The 21,764-nt window shown below is 72.1% G+C and carries 16 protein-coding genes and 1 pseudogene; 5 read left to right on the top strand and 12 right to left on the bottom strand.

What is annotated here, in order from left to right; all coding sequences use genetic code 11:
• Positions 1-9 precede the first annotated feature (9 nt).
• Positions 10-273, top strand: a complete 264-nt coding sequence (locus ACSHWO_RS35665) for a HEAT repeat domain-containing protein (RefSeq protein ID WP_438319474.1) — start codon at positions 10-12, stop codon at positions 271-273.
• A 136-nt stretch (positions 274-409) separates the two neighbouring features.
• On the opposite strand, the gene ACSHWO_RS35660 is transcribed toward ACSHWO_RS35665, so the two are convergent.
• Positions 410-1,639 (bottom strand): cation:proton antiporter domain-containing protein, encoded by a 1,230-nt coding sequence (locus ACSHWO_RS35660; protein WP_438319473.1) that lies wholly within the window; start codon positions 1,637-1,639, stop codon positions 410-412.
• A 348-nt stretch (positions 1,640-1,987) separates the two neighbouring features.
• Here ACSHWO_RS35660 and ACSHWO_RS35655 point away from each other — a divergent pair, with 348 nt between their 5' ends.
• From ACSHWO_RS35655 to ACSHWO_RS35645, 3 genes are all read left to right on the top strand, one after another.
• Complete coding sequence (locus tag ACSHWO_RS35655; RefSeq protein ID WP_438319472.1) at positions 1,988-2,680, top strand: ScbR family autoregulator-binding transcription factor; 693 nt, start codon at positions 1,988-1,990, stop codon at positions 2,678-2,680.
• A 111-nt stretch (positions 2,681-2,791) separates the two neighbouring features.
• Positions 2,792-4,060, top strand: a complete 1,269-nt coding sequence (locus ACSHWO_RS35650; protein WP_438319471.1) for a ParA family protein — start codon at positions 2,792-2,794, stop codon at positions 4,058-4,060.
• Entirely contained in the window at positions 4,057-5,031 is a 975-nt protein-coding gene (locus tag ACSHWO_RS35645) for a ParB/RepB/Spo0J family partition protein (protein ID WP_438319470.1), read from the top strand. The genes ACSHWO_RS35650 and ACSHWO_RS35645 overlap by 4 nt, the downstream gene beginning before the upstream one ends.
• A 465-nt stretch (positions 5,032-5,496) precedes the next feature.
• Here ACSHWO_RS35645 and ACSHWO_RS35640 read toward each other — a convergent pair whose 3' ends face one another.
• From ACSHWO_RS35640 to ACSHWO_RS35590, 11 genes and pseudogenes are all read right to left on the bottom strand, one after another.
• Complete coding sequence (locus tag ACSHWO_RS35640; RefSeq protein WP_361101043.1) at positions 5,497-5,874, bottom strand: DUF6009 family protein; 378 nt, start codon at positions 5,872-5,874, stop codon at positions 5,497-5,499.
• 222 nt (positions 5,875-6,096) lie between these two features.
• Positions 6,097-7,737, bottom strand: a complete 1,641-nt coding sequence (locus ACSHWO_RS35635) for a DNA primase family protein (RefSeq protein ID WP_361101046.1) — start codon at positions 7,735-7,737, stop codon at positions 6,097-6,099.
• On the bottom strand, positions 7,734-8,777 hold the full coding sequence (locus ACSHWO_RS35630; RefSeq protein WP_438319469.1) for a bifunctional DNA primase/polymerase: 1,044 nt from the start codon (positions 8,775-8,777) through the stop codon (positions 7,734-7,736). The genes ACSHWO_RS35635 and ACSHWO_RS35630 overlap by 4 nt, the downstream gene beginning before the upstream one ends.
• 1,300 nt (positions 8,778-10,077) lie before the next feature.
• Positions 10,078-10,635, bottom strand: coding sequence for a telomere-protecting terminal protein Tpg (tpg, locus tag ACSHWO_RS35625; protein ID WP_361101052.1), 558 nt, complete (start codon positions 10,633-10,635; stop codon positions 10,078-10,080).
• A 10-nt stretch (positions 10,636-10,645) separates the two neighbouring features.
• Positions 10,646-12,883, bottom strand: a complete 2,238-nt coding sequence (tap, locus tag ACSHWO_RS35620) for a telomere-associated protein Tap (protein WP_438319468.1) — start codon at positions 12,881-12,883, stop codon at positions 10,646-10,648.
• Between the two features lie 86 nt (positions 12,884-12,969).
• Positions 12,970-13,557: a dihydrofolate reductase family protein gene (locus ACSHWO_RS35615; RefSeq protein ID WP_438319466.1), complete on the bottom strand. Its 588-nt coding sequence runs from the start codon at positions 13,555-13,557 to the stop codon at positions 12,970-12,972.
• A gap of 290 nt (positions 13,558-13,847) precedes the next feature.
• Positions 13,848-14,252: a hypothetical protein gene (locus ACSHWO_RS35610; protein ID WP_361101061.1), complete on the bottom strand. Its 405-nt coding sequence runs from the start codon at positions 14,250-14,252 to the stop codon at positions 13,848-13,850.
• A 108-nt stretch (positions 14,253-14,360) separates the two neighbouring features.
• Complete coding sequence (locus tag ACSHWO_RS35605; protein ID WP_438319465.1) at positions 14,361-15,260, bottom strand: RNA polymerase sigma-70 factor; 900 nt, start codon at positions 15,258-15,260, stop codon at positions 14,361-14,363.
• Positions 15,257-15,849: pseudogene (locus tag ACSHWO_RS35600) on the bottom strand (hypothetical protein); the annotation flags it as partial. The gene ACSHWO_RS35605 and the pseudogene ACSHWO_RS35600, both read right to left, overlap by 4 nt.
• Positions 15,850-15,981: 132 nt before the next feature.
• The gene (locus ACSHWO_RS35595; RefSeq protein WP_438319464.1) at positions 15,982-16,362 is read right to left on the bottom strand and encodes a hypothetical protein; all 381 of its coding nucleotides are present in this window, start codon (positions 16,360-16,362) and stop codon (positions 15,982-15,984) included.
• Between the two features lie 226 nt (positions 16,363-16,588).
• Positions 16,589-19,075, bottom strand: coding sequence for a D-alanyl-D-alanine carboxypeptidase family protein (locus ACSHWO_RS35590; protein WP_438319463.1), 2,487 nt, complete (start codon positions 19,073-19,075; stop codon positions 16,589-16,591).
• Positions 19,076-19,757: 682 nt separating this feature from the next.
• On the opposite strand from ACSHWO_RS35590, the gene ACSHWO_RS35585 reads away from it, so the two are divergent.
• On the top strand, positions 19,758-21,239 hold the full coding sequence (locus ACSHWO_RS35585; RefSeq protein WP_438319462.1) for a sialidase family protein: 1,482 nt from the start codon (positions 19,758-19,760) through the stop codon (positions 21,237-21,239).
• Positions 21,240-21,764 lie beyond the last annotated feature (525 nt).

Here is a 21,764-nt window from a genome sequence, read left to right as displayed (position 1 = left end):
GCCCGTCGAATGCACGCAGTCTGCACTGCCTCCACGCACTACGAGGTCCCCTATCGGGTGGTGGAGCCGCTCGCCGTCGGTGCGGATGCCTTCGAACCGTTGCTCCTGGACTACGTCCTGGGCATCCTCGGCTCGACTCACGGCCAGGCGGCACTGCCGGTTGTTGAGCGGTTCCTCCAGCACCCCCACCCCGAAGTACGCAGGGAGGCGGCTGAGGTCGTGAACGAACTGCGCTGGAGCCGGGAGTCCGCTCAGGGAGAGACGGCTTCGTAGCTCCGGGGCGCAGAGGCTCGGCCGTGAAGCAACCGCTTTGCCCGGACGTGGCCCCTGGACCCGGGTCCCCGGAGCACGGCCGTCCCGCCCGGCCGCAGACCATTAACGGCGTTAACGCTCGCCCCCGCGATCGCCGTCACCCCTCCCTCCCCCGCAGCCGCCGCACCACCGGCCCTGTGACCCCCGTAGTCACCAGAGCCATCAGCACCAGCATCGTGAACAGCTCTCCCCCGATCACCCCGAGCCCGAGCCCCACGTTCAGCACCACCAGCTCCGTCACGCCCCGGCAGTTCATCAGCGCGCCCAGCATGACCGCATCCCGCCCCGGCATCCCCGCCCACCGCGCCGCCCCGGCACCCGCACCCCACTTCCCGGCGACCGCCACCACCAGCACCGCCAGAGCCCACCACCACGCGCCGCCGCTCACCACCAGCCCCACGTCCGTCCTGAGCCCGCTCCCGACGAAGAACAGCGGCAGCAGCACCGGCACCGCGAACTCCCGCATCCGCTCCGCGGCCGCCTCCACCACCCCCGCCCTCGGCAGCACGGCCCCGAAGACGAACGCCCCGAACAGCGCGTGCACCCCCACCACCTGTGTGGTGTACGCCGCCAGGCACAGCCCGCTGCACACCCCCACCACCGCCCCCCGTTCCGGGCAGGAGCCGCCCCACCGCTCCACCGCCCGGCCGAGCAGCGGCCGCGCCCCCCACCACATCACCGCGAGGAACACCCCGGCGAGCACCGCCGTACCGGCGACCCCCCAACCACTCCCCGTGCCGGCGCCCGCTCCCGCCCCCTCCCCCGCCGCTCCCGCCATGGCCACCACCACCGCCAGCAGGCACCACGCCACCACGTCGGCCACCGCCGCACACGCCATCGCCACCGCCCCCACCGGCGTGCCCTGCAGCCCCTGGTCCGCCAGGATCCGCGCCAGCACGGGGAACGCGGTCACGCTCAGCGCGACGGCCACGAACAGTACGAACGCCGGGCGCCCCACCCCCTCCGGCGCGAACGAGCCGTACATCGCCAGCGCGAGCAGAGTCCCCAGCCCCAGCGGAACCCACAGGCTCGCCTGGCTGATGGCGACAACGGCCGGCCCCCGCCCCCGCAACAGCCCCAGATCCAGCTCTAGCCCCACCAGGAACATGAAGACCAGGAGCCCCAAGTTCCCCAACACCCCCAGGTACGGGAGCACCTCCCCGGGCAGCAGCCACCGACTCCCCTCGGGCCACAGCCACCCGAGCAACGAGGGCCCGAGCGCGATCCCCACCAGGATCTCCCCCACCACGGCGGGCTGCCCGAGCCTGCGCACCACGGCCCCTACACCACCGCACGCGAGCACGACCACGGGCACGGCAACGAGCACTGCTTCGAGCGGATCACGTAGGGCCCCCACCGCCCCAGGCTTTCGCCACCGGCCCCTTGCCGCAACGAACACCCCCACACTTCCAGGGGTCGGCGTCAAGAGACGATCCGCGTTGGGTGCGTTAACGCCGTTAACGCACCCAAGCCCCACGGCAGCAAGCGGCAGACGGCAACCGGCAAGGCGCCGACGCCGCGCACCACCTCAGGACACCCCGGGACACCCCATTAACGGCGTTAACGCCAAACCCGCCCACAGCCCCTCATCACGCCACTACATTGACCCTGTCACCCGTCACGCCGCAGCGACCCCACCCAGCCGCTCGGCCACCCACCCGCAGGAGAGACCCACGTGGCCAGGCCCCGACAGGAACGCGCCGAGATCACCCGGCAGGCGATCCTCGACGGCGCGGCCATCGCCTTCGACCGCCACGGCTTCGGGGGCACCAGCCTCGGCGACGTGGTCCGCAACGCCGGGGTCACCAAGGGCGCCCTGTACTTCCACTTCCCGTCCAAGGAAGCCCTCGCCCGCACCCTGATCGAGGAGCAGTTCCGGGTCGCCGAGGGCATCTCCGCCACCGTCGGGTCGGGTGTCGGCGGCGGACTTCAGACGGTCATCGACCTGACGCACCGGATGACGCACGGGCTGCTCACCAACCCCCGCATCCGAGCCGGCATCCGCCTGATCATCGAGTTCGGCTCGTTCACGGACCCGGACGCGTCCCCGTACGACGTGTGGATCGACACCCTCCGGGCCTACCTGACGCCCGCCCAGCAGGCCGGTGACATACTTCCCTCGCTGAGCGTCCCGAACCTCTCGACGTTCCTGGTCGGCTCCTTCACCGGAATCCAGGTCACCTCACACGTCCGCACCGCCCGCGAGGACCTGCACAGCCGGGTCATCGACTTGTGGAACCTCCTGCTCCCGGGAATCGTGCCCGCGCACCGCATAGCGCACTTCGATCCGGCCGGATCGCCCGCGTGCCGCACCGAACTCGGTTTAGCCGCAGGGGCCCCCGCAGCGGCTCCCGCCACCGCCGACTGACCCGGCACCCCACCGCCACCGGTCGCTCCAGGCGCCTCCACACCCCAATCCGTTAGCAAAACCCAAGCGTGGCGCCCACATCAACCCCGGAACGTTAGTAAAGTCCCTCTCATGACTTCGCCTTCCTCCCAGAGCGACCGCGAGAAGGTCGTCTCCAAGCTGCCCCCGTGGCTCCGCCAGGAGTTGAAAATCCGCACCGCCCAACTCCGGGTGGACATCCAGGACGCCGTCCACCAGGGCATCGCCCACTGGAGCGCTCTCGCGTCCGCCCCCTCCCCCGTCGACACCTCGGGCGCCGAGTCGTTCTCGACCTGGCTGCCCGCCGGCCAGTGGGAGTCCTTCCGCACCGACGCCAAGGACCGCGGTGTCTCCCTCATCCAGGGGCTGGCCCAAGCCGTCCGCCTCTGGCTGGAGATGAACCCGGCCCCCACCGTCAAGCGCCCCTCCGTCGTACGCCGCATCGTCGTGTGCAACCAGAAGGGCGGCGTCGGCAAGACCGCCATCACCGCCGGCACCGGCGAGGCGCTGGCCGAGGACCCGGACAGCCTGCACCCCGTCCGCGTGGCCCGCCAAATGGCCCGCCGTTCCTCACCCGAAGAGGCGCCCGCCCCCCTCCACCCCGACACCGCCGCCACGCCCCTGGACCTGGAAGACCTCCCGGGTCTCGGCATGCGCGTCCTGCTGGTCGACTTCGACCCCCAGGGACACCTCACCAAGCAGCTCGGCCACCACCCACTCCCCATCGGCGGCGACAGCCTCACCTGCCACATGGCCGGAGAGGCCAAGGGCCCGCTCGCCGACCTGGTCGTCTCCATCGAGCACGAACGCTTCGGCGACCGGCTGCACCTCCTTCCCGCCTGCACGGACGCCTTCCTCCTCGACGTCCGCCTCTCCACGGTCCGCGCCCGCGAGGCCGCCCTCGAACGCGCCCTCTCGCCCGTCGAATCCGACTACGACGTCATCCTCATCGACTGCCCGCCGAGCCTGGGCCTGAGCATGGACGCCGCCATCTACTACGGCCGGCGCCGCGAGACCGAGCAGCAGGGCGCGTCCGGCGCGCTGATCGTGGTCCAGGCCGAGGACTCCTCTGCCGACGCGTACGACCTGCTCACCTCCCAGATCAACGACCTCCGCGACGACCTCAGCCTCGACATCGACTACCTCGGCCTCGTCGTGAACCTGTACGACGGCCGGCGCGGCTTCATCGCGACCTCCTCCCTCCAGGCGTGGATGGACATAAAGGATCCGCGTGTCGTCGCCGTCGTACCGGACCTCAAGGAACAGCGCGAGGCAGTACGCATGAAGCAACCCCTCTTCGTCTACGCCCCCAAGGGTGACCAGGCCGTTGCCCTGCGCGCCCTGGCCCGGGAGATCTCATGAGCAGCAAGGCCGACAAGCTCGGAGTCTCGGCGTCGTTCGCGCGCGCCCAGCCCGTCAGCGTCAGCTCCCGCCGGGCAGCCATCGCGGAGGCCACCGGGGCCCCCACCTCGGGCGTGCTCCCGCCGTCCGAGGTGCCCATCGAGGCCCTCGCCCACAACCCGTTCAACCTCCGCGAGGACCTGACCGAGCTCGACGAGCTCGCCCAGTCCCTCGCCTCCCGCGGTCAGCTCCAGCCCCTCGCGGTCGCCACCCGCATGGCGTTCATGGAGGCGCATCCGGGGCAGACGGAGGGCCTGGGCCGCGCCCCGTACGTGGTGATCGACGGCAACCGCCGCCTGGCCGCAGCCCACCTGGCGGGTCTGCGCACCCTGCACATCCACGTGAACGACTCCCTCGCCGCGTCGGCCGCGGACATCCTGGAGTCGGCACTCATCGCGAACGTGCACCGCGTCGACGTGGCTCCGATGGACCAGGCCCGCGCCCTCCAGGAGCTGGTGGACGTGCACGGCTCCCAGGCCCAGGTCGCCAAGCGGCTCGGCAAGACCCCGGCCTGGGTCTCCCAGCGGCTGACCCTGCTGAACCTGACCCCGGCCCTCCAGGAGAAGGTGGACACGGGGGAGCTGAAGGTGGAGCCGGCCCGCCGCATCGGCCGTCTCCCGCAGGAGCAGCAGGAGGCCGCGGCCTCGGAGTCCATCAACACCCCCGCGCCGCCCCGCCAGCGCACGACCCCGTCACCGGCGCCGGTGTCGTCTCCGGCCCCCGCGACCCCGGCCCCCACCCCGGCGCCGGCTCCGACGCCGACACCCGCACTCGCGACGCCCGCACCCACGGCTCCCGCAACCGCTCCGCCCGCCACGCCCCGCATCACGATCGCCACGGACTCCCCGGAAACGATCGCGGACGCCCTGACCGCGCACCTCACCCCGGACGACCTCAAGGCGGTGACGGAACTCCTGATCACCCGCATCTGAGTCGGGGGAGTGGCACCACCCACGCCGGGGGCGCTGACGGCATTAACGCCGTTAACGCCCCCACGTGCGTTTCCCACGGGGGCGTTAACGGCGTTAATGGCGACCCTACGGTCCCGGAGGGACTCAGAGAGGGACTCAGGGGAGCCCGCAGGGACTCAAGAGGGACTCAAGGAGCACTCAAGAAGCGCTCAACGGGGACTCGACCAGGCTTCGACAGGGACTCAAGAGAGACCGGAGGGACTGAAGGGACTCGAATCCGCCATTACCTTCAGACGGTTTCCGGCCACTCCATCCGGGCAGCCCGGCACGGCCCCAGAAGCGGAACGGCAGCCAACCACCCGCCTCACAGGCCGAAGTGGCCAGCAAGGGCCGGGGGAGTGCACAGGGACTGAAAGAGCACACCGGGCAGGGTCCGAACCGGAACCGGAAGGGTCCCAAGGGACCGAAGGGACCGAAGGGACCGAATCAGGCAACTGTCGGCGCGGACAGTCCGCGCTGCGAGCGAACGGTCTTCTTGCCGACCTGTCGCGGCGCGATCGTGCGCGGGTCGACGGCCTCGCCGGGCGCGCCTTCCTTGTACAGTCCCTCGGGCTCCGCGTCCCGGTCGTGCGGCAGGAGGTAGAAGACGCGCCGCTTCTGCAGGCCGCTGTCCGGGTCCGCTTCCGCCGTGTCGCCGAGCTCGGTGAAGCCGATCATGCGCCCGTCGCGGTGGTAGCGGGGTTTCCCCCGGCGCCGCGGGGTCTTGTCCAGGGCCTGGCGCACGTAATCGAGTTCCTCGGGGTCCTCCAGCCACACCACTTTGTCCTCGTGGGCGAGATCGCTTGCCGTCAGTAGCGAGCTCATGGCCTGGATCCTTCCTCGTTCACGTCGGCCCTTCCGGGCCCCCGGTTCCTCCACGCCGCGAGCGGCGCCGATGCCGATGCCGATATGCGGCAGGGCCCTGCAGGCCGCCGTCGGCTGGTGGGTCTGTTCATCTTCCTTGTCCATCGTAGGCGTGCCCACCCGTGTGAGGTGGCACACGTCGGCCGATCACGTCGCGTTTGCCCGGTTTGCGTCGTGCGGTGTCTACTCCTCCTCGACCAGGAGGGCGAGACCGGGGTAGAACTTCTGTCCGTTCGAGCGGAGCATCTCACTGGGTGAGGCGACGCCGACCTCGGCGCGGATACGTGTGGCGAACGCGCGGGTGGTGGCGGGGCGCAGGCCCTCTCCGTCGAGGCACCATGCACTGTAGGCCCGGTAGAGGGCTCCCTGCTCCACTTTCAGATCGCGGGCATCGGGCAGGTCGGCTCCGGTGGTGCAGCATTCCGCGAGGAACCGCCCGATGTGGTCCTCGGTCGTGGCGTACGCCTGGGTGGCCGTACGGACGACGCTGGGCCCGGTCAGGGCCGGCTTGGTCGCGAGGTAGCCCTTGGCGCCCTGGATCATCCAGTGGAGGATGCCCGGGCCCTCCTCCTGGACGAGCGCCTCCGCCAGGTTGTCGATCTTGCGGTGGTCGGGGACGACCCGCTCGAAGGGGATCAGCCGGATGCGCCGCCAGAAGGCGTGGCCGCCGGTGCCGACCTCCGGGCGGTGGTTGCCCAACAGCCACAGCTTGTGCGTGGGTTCGAAGCTGAAGAAGTCCTGCCGCATGCGACGGGCCTTGAGGCGGTCACCGCCGGTGAGCAGCTTGACGCGGGCCTCGTCGAACTTGTCGTGCGGCTTGAGCTCGCTGCACACGAACAGGCGACGGCCGTGGAGCTCCGTCAGCTCGGTGGAGTGCTCGTTGAACTTGCCGCGTTCCATGAGGAAACCGGGCGGGGCGACGTCCGCGTAGTCGCCGAGGATCTTGATGACGACGTCGAGGAGGGCCGACTTGCCGTTGGCGCCGACGCCGTACAGGAAGGGCAGGACCTGGCCGCCGACGTCGCCGGTGATGGAGTAGCCGAGCAGGAGATGGAGGAAGTTGATCATCTCCTTGCCCTTGTCGTCGTCGCCGAAGGTCTGGTGCAGGAAGTCGTGGAACCGGGGCGTCGGCATGGCCTCGGGGGCCAGGTGGGTGGCGCGCGAGTGCAGGTCCCGGGTGGGGTCGGGCTTGTGCAGGTCGCCGGTGCGCAGGTCCACCACGCCCGACGGGGTGCACAGGGCGTACTTGTCGCCGTCGAGGGAGTCCGGGTCCAGGGCGAGTTCGGGGGAGGCCTTGGCCTGGGCGAGCATGGCCTTCACGCCCGACGTGGACATGGCCCGCTTGCGGTGCTGGGCGAGTTCCCGGTCGGTGAAGACGCCGCGCGGGTCGTGGCCGGGCAGTTCCTCGGCCATCTCGCCGGCGGCCCAGATCGCGGCCTTCTCGCCGCCGGTGCGCTTCCACCGGTACTCGTCCCACACGTACCAGCCGAGCCCCTCGACGTGGCGGAACCGGTCGTGGTGGAGGTGTGCGAACAGCTTGGCGTTGCCGCGGTCGGTGAGGTTGCGCAGCAGGCCGGCGGAGACGAAGTCGCCCGCGGTCGACGCGGCCGGGGCCGCGGTCTGCTGGGCGGGCAGACGGCGGCCGCCGCGCCGGCCGCGCTTGGCGGCGGCTCCGGGCGGGTCGGCCGACGCATCGGCAGGGGCTCCGCCAGAGGTACCGGCAGGAGTGTCGGCAGAGGCGTCGGCAGACGCTTCCGTCGTGAACGCGGCGAGCTGTTCCGCCGCGGCCTGGGCGTTGAACCCCGTGCTTCCGGCGCTGCTCATGGGCGTTCCTTGGGGTGGATGGGTCGGTGGCTTCCGGCGAGAAGACCTGTTTCGACGATGAGGCGGTTCCGGCGCGGTTGATGGGGTCGTGCGTGGTCCGCGGCGTCGAGGAGCAGCCGACGGCACTCCTCGGGGTCGAAGTGGCCCGCGGCGGCCAGTCCGCCCGCGGTGAAGGCCGCCCGGTTGAGCTTCTCGCTGAAGGCCGTTCCTGCGGGGCTGGCCCCGCAGGCGCGCACCTCGTCGACGAGGGGGGCCAGGACGCGCTGTACGGCCCGCCGAGGGCCTGGACGGGCCATATCCCTCGGGAGCCCCTGACGGGGCGCCAGGGGGCCGTCTGAGGGCTTTTCGGGGGCGGTCTCGACCAGGTGCCCGGTGCGGGCGAGTTCGGCCGTCAGCCAGAGCGGCAGGGGCGCGGGCAGCCGTGCTCCGGGCAGCGCCTCGTACACACCGGCTGCCGTACGCGTCGCGGGGGCCACGATGTATCCCCCGACCGATCGGACGTCGACCTGCCAGGCGAGCGCGACCTTGGGGCTCGATCCGCTGGAGGACCGGAAGCGCGGACCGTCCTTCGGCGCCCGGTACCAGACGTGCATGCCTCCGGAGGGCGTACGGACCCGCAGGGTCGAGGCGTCCTCGCACGGGTTGGGCCGCGAGCGGTACGCGGCCAGCAGGGCCAGCGTGTCGAAGCCGCTCTCCAGCCCGGTCAGGTCCACCCGGTCGTCCACGGGGATGCCGGGCAGCAGCCGCTGACGGTCGGGCAGCGGGGCGGGGTGGGCGTCGACGTCGATGACCACGAGCCGTGCCGGCCCGCAGGAGACCCCGACCCCGAAGTCCGGTTCGGCGTCCCACCAGCGCAGCACCGTGCGGACGTCCGTACTGGCCGCGTGGAAACCGTGGCACCAGCGGCCCAGGGCGTGGCAGGGGCATTCCTGCGGGGGGTGCTGGGCACCGCGGCAGTCGGGGCAGTTCGGGGCGGGCGTCTTGGCCCCCGGCGCCAGTGGATGCACCGGGTAGCCCCGCCGGGCCAGCCAGGCGGCCACGTCCCGTGCCGTCCTGCCACCCTCACTGTGTGGCAGGTTATCGGAATGGACGGGCACTGGCTCTTCCTTGACGCATTGTTAGCGGCGGCTGCTCCGGTCCCGCGGCCCGGTTCCCGGGGGTGCGGGCTGACCTGCACCTCAGGGACCAGAGGGACTGAAGATTCACTATGCCGGAGACTACCCCAGAGACTGCCGCAGCCCGGGATGCAATCTCCGCAATATCGAAAGTTCAGTCCCTTCAGTCCCTCAGTCCCTGAGATTTTCCAACCGTTTTGTCCGGACAGGCCCCTTCTCCGACGCAAGCACGGCCCGGGCGTGTCGTGGCCGGGGGCCAGACCTGCCGCGCCCACCGAGGTCCTTCTCCGCTTCGCTAGGAGGACCCGGACCCTCCGGTTCCTGAAGTCCTCAGTCCCTCGGTTCCGCTCTCCGCGGTCCTTCGGTCACTGAGTCCCTCCCCTCGTCCGCGGCCCGGTCCCTCGGTCCCTTTCGGTCCCTGTGCCCGGCGAAGGTCCCCGAGCGCATCCGGAACGACTGCTACCGCTCCAGGGGCTGAAGCCGGCGGATTCGCGTTCAGTCCCTGCTCGTTCAGTCCCTGGAGAAAAGTGCAGGTCAGAGGCTTGAAGGTGAGGGGGCAGGGACTGAAGGGACTGAGAATCCCTGTTTCCAGCCTTTATGTGCGTGCGTGTATGCGCGCCCGTATGTAATCAGTAGGTATTACTGCAGTAGCGTGGGCAGCTCATAACTAGGGATTTCAGTCCCTTCAGTCCCTTTCAGTCCCTGCCCGAGCCCCTGACCTGCAGGTTTCTGTAGTGACCGAAGGGACAGGGACTGAAGGGTGCTCACCGGGCTTCAGTCCCCCGGCCCGAGGGGGAGGGGGTACCGAGGGAGGGGGCGGTCCGGGCTCCCGGAGACGACACAGGGACCGAACGCGAGGCCGTGCGCATCCGGGCCGCGGGGTCCCGGTCCGGCACCCGGTCCGCCTCGTCGGAAGCATCGGTGACCTGCACGTCGACTCCCGTCGGTTGGAAGTGAGCGGCACCTGCGGCGGGGCACACGGAGCGGTCAGAGGCCCGCACGAGCCCGCCCGGGGGGCACCTGACGCACACCCTGCTGCCGCACGCGCACCGGCTACGGGGGAGTGCCCCGACGGCCGGCCGAGGTCCGAGCATGACCGTCCGAGGGGGCTGCGGGCGCAGACCGAGCCGCAGCCGGGCGCCGATTTCGTCCTGCTGGACGAAGCCGCGGCGGCACAGGCCAGCCCGCCGCTTCGACCGGGGTGGGGAGGTCCCCCGACCGCGCCCTACAGGTCGAACTCGACGTGCTCCAGGTCGGTGTACTCGACCAGCAGGCCCTGGGCCCGGCGCCCGTGGTCCTTGAAGTAGGTCTCCTGGAGGCCCTCGGCGGCGATCTGACGCAGCTGCTGTTCGGTCGCCCCGGCTTCCTGGGCGTCGAAGAGGCGGCCGGCGAACTCGGGCGGGAGCGCCACGGTGAGGTGGCGCAGCCGGGCGTCGTCGGTGGTGCCGGGGGCGGCGGTGTAGCCGAACCGGGCCCGCGTGTCGATCATGATCCCGCCGGTGGTGGCGGCGGCCTTCCTCGCCCTGGCCCGGACCTGCGGCTGCCACCGCCGCAGCACCTCCCGCTCGATGCGGGCGGCGAGTTCCGGGCGGGGCTGCCTGATCTGGTCCTTCACGTACCGTTCGACGGTGCGCTGGCTGATGCCGAGCAACTCGGCCACGTCCCTGGTGCGGCCCTTGTGCTGCCTGACGAGGTAGCGCACCTGCGCACCGGCGCTCTTGGGGATGGGGCGGGTGAACGCCCGCTGCAGCGCCTCCTCGAGTCCTTCCCCGACCGTGGGCATCGGGCTCTACCTACTCTCCGTTGTCCTTGGCGGTGATCTGGCCGTCCTTGATGTACCGGGCCAGGTTGAGGTCGTTCCCGTACTCCTCGCGGACGCCTTCGGCCCACAGTACGGTCTGGGTGCCCTCGTGCTTGACCATGCCCGGGGAGACGCCCAGTTGGAAGCCGCCCTTGAGGGGTTTGCCGCCGTCGTGGGGGAGGACGTCGAGCGGGCTGGGCCCGTCGGAGGCGTACACGGCGCAGTCGGACAGCACGGCGACCGGGAAGCGGCCGGTGGCGCCGGCGAGCTTGAGCATCTTGCGGTGCATGTTGACCCGGGTGCGGGAGATGACGGCCGCGCGGATGTCCGGGCGCCAGGTCGGCCGCAGCAGCGCCGGCCAGGGCTGGCCGGGGCGCCAGCCGCCGCCCCGCGGCCGTTCGCGGAGCTTGCCGATGCCGCCCTTCACGGTCGCCTTGATCGCGGAGAGGACCAGCGCCAGGTCGGGGTCGACCTCCCGGTGCCGGGCCATCGCGTCGAGGAAGGCCTGCGGTTCCATACCGGTGGTGACGCCGAGGTCGGCCATGGTGGCGACGTAGGCGTCGCGCAGCCGCTGGTACCAGGCGTCCAGGTACCGTCCGGTCTCCCTGCGCAGGTAGGCCTCGACGGGACGGACGTCGTAGCCGAGCTCCACCGCGTACGCGACGGTCGGGGTGGCGTACCAGGCCGGCCCCTGGGGCCGCTCACCGGTCGGGGTGAACGGCGACGGCAGCCGCGGGTCGAGCTCGACACCGGACAGGTCGACCAGCCAGCACCCGGGCACCTTCGCGTCGAAGACGGGCCGGGTGACGTGGGTGGGCGCGCCGAGGCCGACGACGGCGCCGTTCGCGCCCGCGGCGAAGGCCATGTTCACGTCGATGCCGACCACGTACGGCTTGAGGCACTCCTCGTCGGTCAGCGGCCGGGCCCAGTCGTACGCCTCCTCCAGCAGGACCTCGGCGGGCCCGCGCTGGTGGAACCGCGGCAGGTGCGCGAGGAGCGGGTGCCCGTCGGGGGCTTCCGGCGGGGCGCAGTCCACGGGCTGGGAGCCGAGCGAGCCGGGGTTGTACTCGCGGTGGCGGCAGCCGTCGGCGTCGGGCCGGCTGGCCCGGGTCGGCGGGTGCAGGGCGGTCATCAGCTCCAGGCCGTTGACCGCGGTGGTCCCGCGCGGGGTGATGACCCGGGTGGCGTACACGCCGAGCAGCCGGGCGAGTTGGGCCGGGGGCAGCCCCGCGGCACGGCCCCAGGAGCGGCTGTCGAGGGCGTCCCAGCCCAGGATGCACAACTGGACGCAGGACCGCTTGCTGCCCTGCGCGGGCCGGTAGATCCACGCCCACGGCCCGAGCCCGCGCCGCGTCAGCTGCCACTGCGCCTTCGCGAGCTGCTTGACGACCTTGTGGTCGTCCGGCAGCCGCCCGGTGTGCCGCTCCTCCTCGGACAGTCGGGACGGCAGCCCGAACCGCTCGGCGGCGGCATCCGTCAGCACGAGGACCGGATCGGCGTCGTGCCCGTTCGCGTTGAGCCGCGGGGCACCGAGCCCGGCCTCGCCGAGCGTCCACTCGACCAGGGCCGGAAGGGTCTTGGCGGGCACGTCCAGCAGCAGCCCGCCCACGCAGTACGCGACGACCCGCCGGTCGGCGTCGACGTCGACGACGGCGAGCGGCCCGTGCGGGTACCGCGCATCGGCCGTGGCGCGCGACCCGGACGCCTCCCGCCCGCCACGCGGCGGCGGGGGAGGCGCCGCCTGACGGCCTGCAGGCGCCTGGGTCGCCGCCGTGGCCGTGGCCGGGGGAGTGGCCGGGCTGCGGGGGGCCGAAGGGGCCGTGGGCACGGGGGGAGCAGGCGACGCCGGGGGAGCGGACGCGACCGCAGGAGCCGCTTCCTCGGCCGTCGGGGCCGCGGGTACGACGCTCGCGACCACAGGGGCAGGGGCAGGGGCAGGGGCAGGGGTGGTCTCGGCCACGGGACCGGCCTCGGCCGGGGGGAAGCGCTCGGCCAGTCCCTCCAGCAGCCTGGCGTACGCGGCACGCTTCGGCGGGCGCGGCTCGGTCCGGCCGGCCTCCCAGCCGCTCACGGTCTCGCGCCGGGTCTGCAGGGCGGCCGCGATCTGGTCCTGGCTCAGCCCCGCGGCCTCCCGGAGCCGCTTGCGCTCGGCCGGCGGGGGCAGGGGGTCCTGGGAAACCCGTTCCAGCAGCGCATCCACCGCGCTGAACAGCTCGTTCTCCGTGGACACAGAGATCACCTCCGTCCGCCACCCTAGCCGAACCGCCCGCCAGATCCCACGTCGAACGCACGTGGATCGCACGCGGTCTTTCGGTGTCATCGCCTGTTGAACCACGTCATCGTGACGTCGTTGGCGAACAGCACCCGCTCGGCCACCGCGAACGGCGTGGGACTGAACCCCCCGGTGAACACCGGGACCCCGGCACCCGCCACCACGGGATAGCTCTTGATGATCAGCTCGTCGACCTCCGGCAGCAGCGCGCCGGCCAGCCGCCCGCCCCCGCAGAGCCAGATGTCCTGCCCGTCCTCCTGCTTGAGGTCGCGGACCAGCGACAGCGGGTCCGTGCCGACCACGGTGACCGCCGGGTCGACGTCGGGAGCGAGCGTGCTCGACACGACGTACTGGCGCAGGTGGGGGTAAGGGCTGGCGATCCCCGCCTCCAGGGCGGGCCGATAGCTCCCGAGCCCCATGAGGACGGTGTCGAAGCGCTCGTTGGCCGCCCCCGCCAGACCGTGGGCCTCGCGCATGGGGCCCGGCACGGTCTCGGGATAGCGGGCATTGACCCGGTCGGCATAGGCGGCCGTCTGCTCCTCGTCCCCGGTCGGGAAGAAGTCGACTTCTCCGCCCGGCCCGGCGATGTAGCCATCGATGCTGACACCCACGTAGTACACGAGCTTCCGCATGCCAACTCCAAACCACTCCGCCTGAACCGGTTTATATATAGTACTTCAATCGAAGCTGTTTCAAACCGGCAGGCACGTCCAAGCGCCGATTCGGCGCCAGCCCTCCACCACGCAGCGCGCCCCGCCGGTTGACACCGGTGGGGCGCGATGCGTGGGGTGGGGAGAGGGTGCGGGGTGGGCCGGCGTTTCCGGCGTGGCGAACGGCCGGTCGACGGCGTGGCTGAACACGGCGTCGTACAGCGCGGGTCGCCGCTCCGCGCACCCTGAGTGCCGCCGCGAGGCCGGCCGGGTCAGCGGGCAGCCGGCTGCGGCCGCCGTCCGGAGCCGCCCCGGCTCCGCACCCGGGCCGCGGCCGGCGTGCGGGCGAACGCCAGGACGCTCAGCCCGAACATCAGGACGCCCAGTGGCACATGGACCGCAGGCACGTGCGCGATCCCCAGCACCACCTGCACCGACGCGAGGACGAGGAAGCCGGTCGAGTGCAGGACGGGCCGGGGCGATCCGCCGCCCGGGCGCCACGCGAGGATCGCGGCGAGCACGTACAGCATCGTGGCGGCGTACATCACGCGGGCGCCGATGCCGTGCAGCGTTTCCCCGTACGTGGTGGACAGCAGCAGCCCGGCCGAGGTCGCTTGGCAGAACAGGGTCAGGGTCTGCAGGGCGGTCGCGGTCTTGAGGAACGTGCCTCTCGCCATGGTGTGGTCCCCCTCAGTGGTGTCGGTGCAGGTGCAGGTGCAGGTGCAGGTGCAGGTACCGGTGTCGGTGTCGGTGTCAGTGGGCGCATGCCGTCGGGCCCCGCGTTCTCAACGCAGGCTGAGCGGGGTCTCGGCGGTGACGCGGGTCAGCTTCTCGGGGTTGCGGACGACGTAGAGCCCGCTGACGAGCCCCTCCTCGACGCGTACGGCGATGACACCGTCGAGCTCGCCGTCCCGGTGCACGGCGAGTGCCGGGCTGCCGTTGACCACGGTGGGCTCGCAGGTGATCGCGGCTGCGAACCTGGCGGTGCCGCCGAGGTAGAAGCGGACGATCTTCTCGGCGCCGATGACGGGTCGGAGCGCGGCGCGCTTGATGCCGCCGCCGTCGCTGAGCAGGACGACCTCGGGTGCGAGCACGTCGAGCAGGTCCTGCGGGTTCCCGCTCTCCAGGGCGCGCTGGAACGACTCCAGGGCCGCCCGGGCCTCGCTCGGCGAGGCCGGCCTGCGGGGGCGGCGGGCGTCGACGTGCCGGCGGGCCCGGTGCGCGATCTGGCGGACCGCCGGGGTGCTCTTCCCGACGGCCTCGGCGATCTCGTCGTAGCCGACGTCGAAGACCTCCCGCAGCACGAAGACGGCTCGCTCGGTCGGCGAAAGGCTCTCCAGGACGAGCATCATCGCCATCGACATGCTCTCGGCGAGTTCCACGTCCTCGGCCACGTCGGGCGTGGTGAGCAGCGGCTCGGGCAGCCACTGGCCGACGTACGCCTCCCGGCTGCGCTTCATGCTCCGCAGCCGGTTGAGTGCCTGACGGGTCGTGATCCGCACGAGGTACGCGCGCTGGTCACGCACGTGCTCCAGGTCGACCTTGACCCAGTGCAGCCAGGTCTCCTGCAGGACGTCCTCGGCGTCGACCGCCGAGCCGAGCATCTCGTAGGCGACGGTGAACAGCAGATTGCGGTGCGCGACGAACGCATCCGTGGCCGGGTCGGTCGTGGGGTTCGCGCTCAACGTCTCGTTCCCTCTCTCGCGTGGCGTGGCGTGGCGTGGCGTGGTGTGGTGTGGTGTGGTGTGGCGTCGCGGGGCTGGAGCGCACGGTCCACGACGGCCGGCGTGTCCGACACCCGCCGGCGCCCGTCGCCCCCGGGCCAGCGGTGCGTACCGGGCCTGCGCGCCTCGTTCGCCAGGTGCTTGACGCTCAGCACACAGCTGAGTTCCTTGAGCCTCGCGCCCGCGCATGCACATGGCGGGCGACGAAAGGTCGACGGCCTCGGGACGCTCGCCCGCGATGCGGTGGAGCACGGTGTCGGCGGCGTGCGCGCCCAGGCATCACGCCGCATAGGCGCATCCGGAACGGCAGGTCCGACGGGGCCGCCGAGTCCCCGGCGGCGACGATGCGCTGGTCGTCCACGCTGGTCAGCGTCTCGTCCGTGAGCAGCCGCCCCGCCGCGTCGGTGCGCAGTCCGCTGCGCACCGCCAGGTCCGGAACCCCGAACCCGACGGTCCAGACGGTCACCGCGCTGACCACCTCCCGCCCGTCGACCAGCGCCATGGCATCCCGCGTCACGGCCGTCACCCCGGTCCCACCACCGACGACCACCACGTCCGTGTGCTCACTCACGATGCCCTCCTCGGTCTCCACCAGGTCGACCACAGGACACCGCGCCCCCTCCCGGTGTGACAACACGTGACCCGGATCACATGAAGGAGCCCCCTGGCGGGGGCTGTTGGGTCAGTGGAGGACGGGCCCGGTGCTGGTGCCGGGGTCGGTCCAGATGCCGTAGTCGACGTTGTCGCCGGGCCCGGGATCACTGCTGCCCGGCGGTTCGGTGTCGCCGCCGCGTGCGGCGCCGTCGCTGCCGCTGCTGCCGGGCGGCTGGGTGTAGCCGCCGGTGGCGGCGCTCGTGCCGACCTTGCTGAGGATGCCGATCTTGCCGAGGCCCCGGAGGAGGGAACGGGTCCAGGGCGGGTCGGTGTCGGTGGTGATGCCGGCGGCGCTGACGGGCGCGGCCGTGGCTGCGGTGGCTGCGGTGGTGGTGAGGGTGGCGCCTCCTGCGCCGAGAACGGTGACGATCACGAGCGGTACGAGGCGGCGGCTCCTGGTGCTGGCCATGGCGGACGGATCCTTCCTGGATCGGGGCGGGGGCGGGTCGGGATCGAACGGGCGTCCGGCCGGTGTCGGCACCGTCGCCCGCACCACCATTGGGCCCCGGCCACCGGGGCCCGGTCACGACCCGAGAACCCGTGCCTTGACACGGCAGCCGTTCGCGCCTGCGTCCGCCGGGCGGCATCCCGGCGGAACCGCGACCCGCATCACCGGCCGGGGCACCCGCTCCGGCTCACCCGAGGCGGGTGAGCCGGGCGCCGACGGAGGGCTCGACCAGGGCCTTCCCGACGGCCACCGGCACGCTCTTGGCCCCTTCGCCCTCACCGGCCGTCAACGTCCCGACCTCCGTGCCCGCCTTCGCCGCGTGCGGCAGCGGGGAGGTGCCTGCGCCGAGGGCGAGCTTGAACCGCTGGCCAGGAACGCCGATCACGTTCAGGTCCTTGGCGGCCACCAGCGGCGTACGGCCGCCGAAGCCGTCGTCCACGTAACCGACCGTGTCGCCCTTGCGTACGAGCGGGGTGGACGCCAGGGCCGTCCGCACCGCCTCGATGATCTTCCTGCTCTTTGCCAGCACCAGGGCCAGGCTCTTGGTCGCGTTCGGGTCCGAACCGTCCACGCGCTGCTCCATCAGCGTGCCGAGGACCAGCGGGGTGTCTTCGCCGACCGACTTGCGCGCCGCCCACATCAGCGCCCCGCCGGCCGGCGTGCTGGAGCCGGTCTTGATGCCGTAGACGCTGAGGCCCTGCACGCTGAGCAGCTCGTTGTTGTTGACGAGCGGCTCGGCCAGCCCCTTGATGGGTGCGCTGGGCATGGCGACGATCGTGCGGAACACCTCGTCCTTCATGACCGCCTCGGCCAGCTTCAACTGGTCGGTGGCGGTGCTGACGGTGCCGGCGTCCAGGCCGCTGGGGTCCGTGTACGTGGTGTCCTTCATCCCGAGATCCCTGGCGGCGGCGTTCATCTTCTCCACGAACGCGGCCTCGGAGTCGCTGCCGCTGTCCCAGCGGGCCAGCAGCCGGGCGGCGTTGTTGCCCGACGGGATCATCAGCATCTTGAGCATGTCCTGCTGGCTGAACTTCGACCCGGCCGTGAGCCCCTTGATCCGGGACTCGTTCTCGGAGGTGCCCTCGGCCACGGCCTTCGCGTCGACCGTGATCTCGGGACCGGGCTCGTTCTTGCGCAGGGGGTGGTCCTTGAGGATCACGTAGGCCGTCATCACCTTGGCCACGCTGGCCGTGGGGACGGGCTTCTGCTCGCCGAACGTGCCGATCTCGCCGGAACCGGGGATGCGGACCGCGCCTTGGCCCTTGGCGGGCCAGGGGACGGAGAACTGCCCGTCGACGGTGCGGCTGGCCTCGGCGGCGACGAGCCGGGGGGCGGGGAGCGGCCGCAGCAGCTGGGCGCCGGCGTACGCCCCGGCGAGGACCAACAGGATCGGCGTCCACACCTTGACGCGGCGCAGGGCGGTCCGGCGGGGGGTCTCCGGCGGGGCGGGCGTGTTGGTGAGCTCGGCGAGCAGATCCAGCGGCGGCCTGACCGCCGTGGCCGTGGCCGTGACCGTGGCCGCGGGGGCGGGGGCCTGGGGGTGCTGAGGCTGGGGCGGCTGCGGTGCGACGGTCGCCGGCCGGTCGAGCGGCTTGAGTGCGGTGATCTTGCTCGTCCGCTCGGAGTCGGTCTCCTCCCCCCGAGCCCACGCGGGCACCTTCCGCCCGGCGCTCCCGGCCTTGTCACCGCTGCCGGTACCGCCTTGGCTTTTTCGCCCCTCGACCCCATCGCTCGGCGACGCACCGTCGGCCTCGGCCTCGGCCTCGGCCTCGGCCTCGGCCTCGGCCTTGGGCCTCCGGCCCGTCACGGCGGCATCGGGGGCACGGAACACGACGGTGCGCGTGTCCTCGCCGCCACCGTCGGGCCCGTCCCCGGCCTCGGTGCGAGCCTCGTCGGCGCGCGCCGCGGCCTTGGCCTTGCCACGCGTCGGCTTGGTGAGCGTCAGCGTGCCGTCTGCCGTGTCCTCGCTCTCCTCGACGCCCTTCTCGTCTGCGTCCGCCTCGGCCTCGGCCTCGGTACGGCTGGCGGGTGCGTCTTCCTCCTCGGCGGCGGGCCGAGGACCGGGCTCGGGTTCGTCGTCTGCTGCGGGCGTGGACCCGGCCTTCGAGTCCGCCTTCCCCGCACCTTCGGTCGTGGACTGGTCGCCGGTCGGCCCGCTGTCGGCCTCGCCGTCGGTTCCCGAGTCCGTTTCCTTGTCGCCGGTGGCGACGTCCACGGCCTCGGTGCGAGCCTGGTCGGCCCCCGCTTCGGTGTCGCCGTCGTCCTCCTCCCCGGCCTCGGCTTCGGCCTTCGCCATGAGGGTGTCGCCGGTCGTCACACCCTTCTTGGGTGCGGGCGGCGGGACAGCGCCGGCCTGGTCGGCCTCGGCAGCGGCCTCCCGCTGGGCGGTCTCGCGAGCAGGCTCGGGCTCATCGCCCAGTGCGTCGGCATCGCGTGCGAGGAGCGAGCCGTCTGCGTCGGCATCGGCGTCAGCACCCGTTTCGGCCTCGGCCGCGTCGTCATTCGTGGTCAAAGCGACGGCAGGCGCGTCTTCGGCCTCGGCGACGTCTTCGGCCTCGGTGGCCCCGGCGGTGTCCGGTCGCGTGGACGTGTCGTCAGGGTCCGCCCCCACGGTGGTGGTTGCCTCGACCTCCGAGTCGTCGGGAGAACCGCCCGCCACCGTCATCGCCTTCATCCCAGCCCCGCCTTGCCACTCACACCGTGCAGATACCGTGCGGCGATACCCCTACGGAGCCCCCGCCGCACTGCTAGATGCGCGCAGCGCCCGCTTCGTTCCACCGCGCGGCACCTGCCGGGGGAGGGCGTGGGGGCTGACCTTCGCCGTCACGGTCGACGGCGCACCTCACGGGAACCTCCGGGGCCGGACGCCTTCCCTCCTCCCAGGTCATCGGCGACGCCGCAGCCCGCCGTCACCTCCCTCACCCCCGTCACCTCCGGCGATGGACGGAACTGCCCGTCACGTGCCGTATGATTGATCTCGACCTCGCGGCCATGACAAGTGGCGGTGGGACTGGCGTTGGTGGTCCAAGGAAAGGCACCCCACTTCCTGTGGGGGGATGCAGGTGCAAGGCCTGCCCAGCGCTCAAAAGAAGGCCCCGCCCCCTCGAAAGAGGGGACGGGGCCTTTCTGTCAGGGGAGGCCGGCAGGCCTGCCCTGCCCGGCACCTCCCCCTCCCGGACTCCGGCAGGGCGACTCCGCCGTCCGGCCCATCAAGGGCACCGGCCATGACGCCGAAAAGGATCAGGCGGAGTCGTTGTCCCACCCCCGCGTTCCGGTATGCCTCCGCGCCCCACGCCGCCCCGATGACGGCGGTCCCGTACCCCGTCCGGCCGTCGAAGGCCCGGAGGAGACCCCGCATGCGCGCCTTCCTGCCCTTGACCGCTGTCGCCACCGCCACGCTCCTGCTCACCTCGGTCACCGCCGCGACTCCCGCGGCGGCAGAGGGGAGGAGCACCGACGGTGCGCCGCTGGTCAAGGTGTCCCACGGCGACCCGTACGCGGACTGCACCATCGGCGCGCGGTCCCCCGACAGCGTCGTCTATCCGGGCACCGAGGTCGAGTCGTACCTGTCCGTCGATCCGCACGACCCGAAGCGCGTGGTCACCGTGTTCCAGCAGGACCGCTGGAACGACGGCGGCGCCCGCGGCCTGGTGGCCGGCTGGACCACGGACGGCCGCACCTTCCACCGGAGCACGCTGCCGTTCAGCCTGTGCGCCCCGGGCGGCGCGGACTTCGAACGGGCCACCGACCCCTGGGTGAGCACCGGACCGGACGGCACCGTCTACGCGGGCGGCGAAGGCGTCGACTTCACGAGGAGCACCCGCAGTGGCCTCCTGGCCGCCACGTCCCGCGACGGCGGCCGAACCTGGCAGAACGTCACCACCACGCACGTCGACGAGCAGCCGTTCTTCAACGACAAGCCCTCGCTGACCGCCGACCCGATCCGCAAGGGCACCGCCTACCAGGTCTGGAACCGCCTCGACAACGACCCGCCCGGCCCCAGCTCCCTCGACGGTCCGGGCTTCATCTCCCTCACCCGCGACGGCGGCCGCACCTGGAGCGAGGCCCGCCCGTTCGTCGACACCAGCACCGTGCCGAACACGCAGACCATCGGCCACGTGATCGTCGTCGACCGGCGCACCGGCACCCTGTACGACTTCTTCGACCGGATCACCTACTCCGACGACCTGAGCACCGTCGTCGAAGCCCACTATGAGGTGGTCACCTCGACGGACGCCGGCGAGACCTGGAGCGCGCCCGTCACCGTGGCCCGGGACACCTCCGTACCGGAGGTCGACCCGAACGACCCCACCAAGCTGCTGCGCGCCGGGGCCACCCTCCCCAGCCCGGCCGTCGACCCGAGCACCGGCGCCCTCTACATGGCCTACGAAGGCTCGGACTTCTCCGGCGGACGCTTCGATTCCGTCCAGCTCGTCCGCTCCACCGACGGCGGACGCACCTGGGGGAGCCCAGAGCTGATCAGCCCGCAGGGCGTACCGGCCTTCTCCCCGTCGATCGCGGTGGACGAGCGGGGCACGGTCGCGCTCACCTACTACGACCTGCGCTTCCTCAAGCCGGGCGACACCACCACCCTGCCCACCGCCTACCAGCTGGCCACGCTGCCGCACGGAGACCCGGCGCACCGGCATCGGACCGAACGACGGATCTCGCGGATCTTCGACTGGCTGCAGGCGCCGTTCGCCGGGGGCTACTTCCTCGGCGACTACCAGGGCCTGGCGGCAGACGGCAAGGGAGTACGGGCGGTGCTGACCACGACCCACTCCGGCGCACCCCAGAACCGGACGGACGTGTACAGCGGCCGCTTCGCGACCCGCTGACCGCCCGCGCGCCGTAGCCCGGCCGGACAGGAGGGCCCCCGCCATCCCGAACCGCGCGGAGAGCGTGGCCACGGGCTCCTTCGCGTACGCGCCCTCGCCTCGCCGCACGGCCACGCCGGTGCCGCGGCGCACGCTCCAGCAGTCCGGTACGGGCTCACAGAAGACCGGTGCCATGGGTCACGCCAGGACGGGCCGCTCCGGGCGCCCCGGGAGAGCGTCAACATCGCCAGTGGTTGATTCACCCTCAGGTGGGACGGGCCCGAGAAGCCTGACGCGGGCTTTCGGTCATGACGGCGCGTGCAGGAGAGGGCCGGGAGACGAGTGGGGTGGGGGCGCTCCGCCCTCGCCGTCCGGCGTGACGGGTGGCGGGAGTGCTCCCGGGGACGGATGCCGCAAACCTGCCGCGCGGGATTGGCCGAGCCCCTCCTTTCGTCACTTTACGTGTGCAGTCGAATGAGATGCCCTTGCGGCCTGTTCCGGCTCCGCCACGGCACGCGGACGACGCGGCCGTTCGGCGGTGCCTTC

Origin of the sequence: Streptomyces pallidus (ex Mingjun et al. 2026) (assembly GCF_051550185.1) — a bacterium.
Taxonomy (GTDB): domain Bacteria; phylum Actinomycetota; class Actinomycetes; order Streptomycetales; family Streptomycetaceae; genus Streptomyces.
Note: the sequence above shows the minus strand (reverse complement) of the source record. Positions and strands in the feature narration are given on the sequence as shown.

Coding starts and splice junctions, on each gene's coding strand:
- ACSHWO_RS35595 (WP_438319464.1), bottom strand. CDS start 16,362: ATGGCCAGCACCAGGAGCCGCCGCCTCGTACCGCTCGTGATCGTCACC.
- tpg (WP_361101052.1), bottom strand. CDS start 10,635: ATGCCCACGGTCGGGGAAGGACTCGAGGAGGCGCTGCAGCGGGCGTTC.
- ACSHWO_RS35635 (WP_361101046.1), bottom strand. CDS start 7,737: ATGAGCAGCGCCGGAAGCACGGGGTTCAACGCCCAGGCCGCGGCGGAA.
- ACSHWO_RS35640 (WP_361101043.1), bottom strand. CDS start 5,874: ATGAGCTCGCTACTGACGGCAAGCGATCTCGCCCACGAGGACAAAGTG.
- ACSHWO_RS35590 (WP_438319463.1), bottom strand. CDS start 19,075: ATGAAGGCGATGACGGTGGCGGGCGGTTCTCCCGACGACTCGGAGGTC.
- ACSHWO_RS35645 (WP_438319470.1), top strand. CDS start 4,057: ATGAGCAGCAAGGCCGACAAGCTCGGAGTCTCGGCGTCGTTCGCGCGC.
- ACSHWO_RS35585 (WP_438319462.1), top strand. CDS start 19,758: ATGCGCGCCTTCCTGCCCTTGACCGCTGTCGCCACCGCCACGCTCCTG.
- ACSHWO_RS35615 (WP_438319466.1), bottom strand. CDS start 13,557: ATGCGGAAGCTCGTGTACTACGTGGGTGTCAGCATCGATGGCTACATC.
- ACSHWO_RS35610 (WP_361101061.1), bottom strand. CDS start 14,252: ATGGCGAGAGGCACGTTCCTCAAGACCGCGACCGCCCTGCAGACCCTG.
- ACSHWO_RS35665 (WP_438319474.1), top strand. CDS start 10: ATGCACGCAGTCTGCACTGCCTCCACGCACTACGAGGTCCCCTATCGG.
- ACSHWO_RS35650 (WP_438319471.1), top strand. CDS start 2,792: ATGACTTCGCCTTCCTCCCAGAGCGACCGCGAGAAGGTCGTCTCCAAG.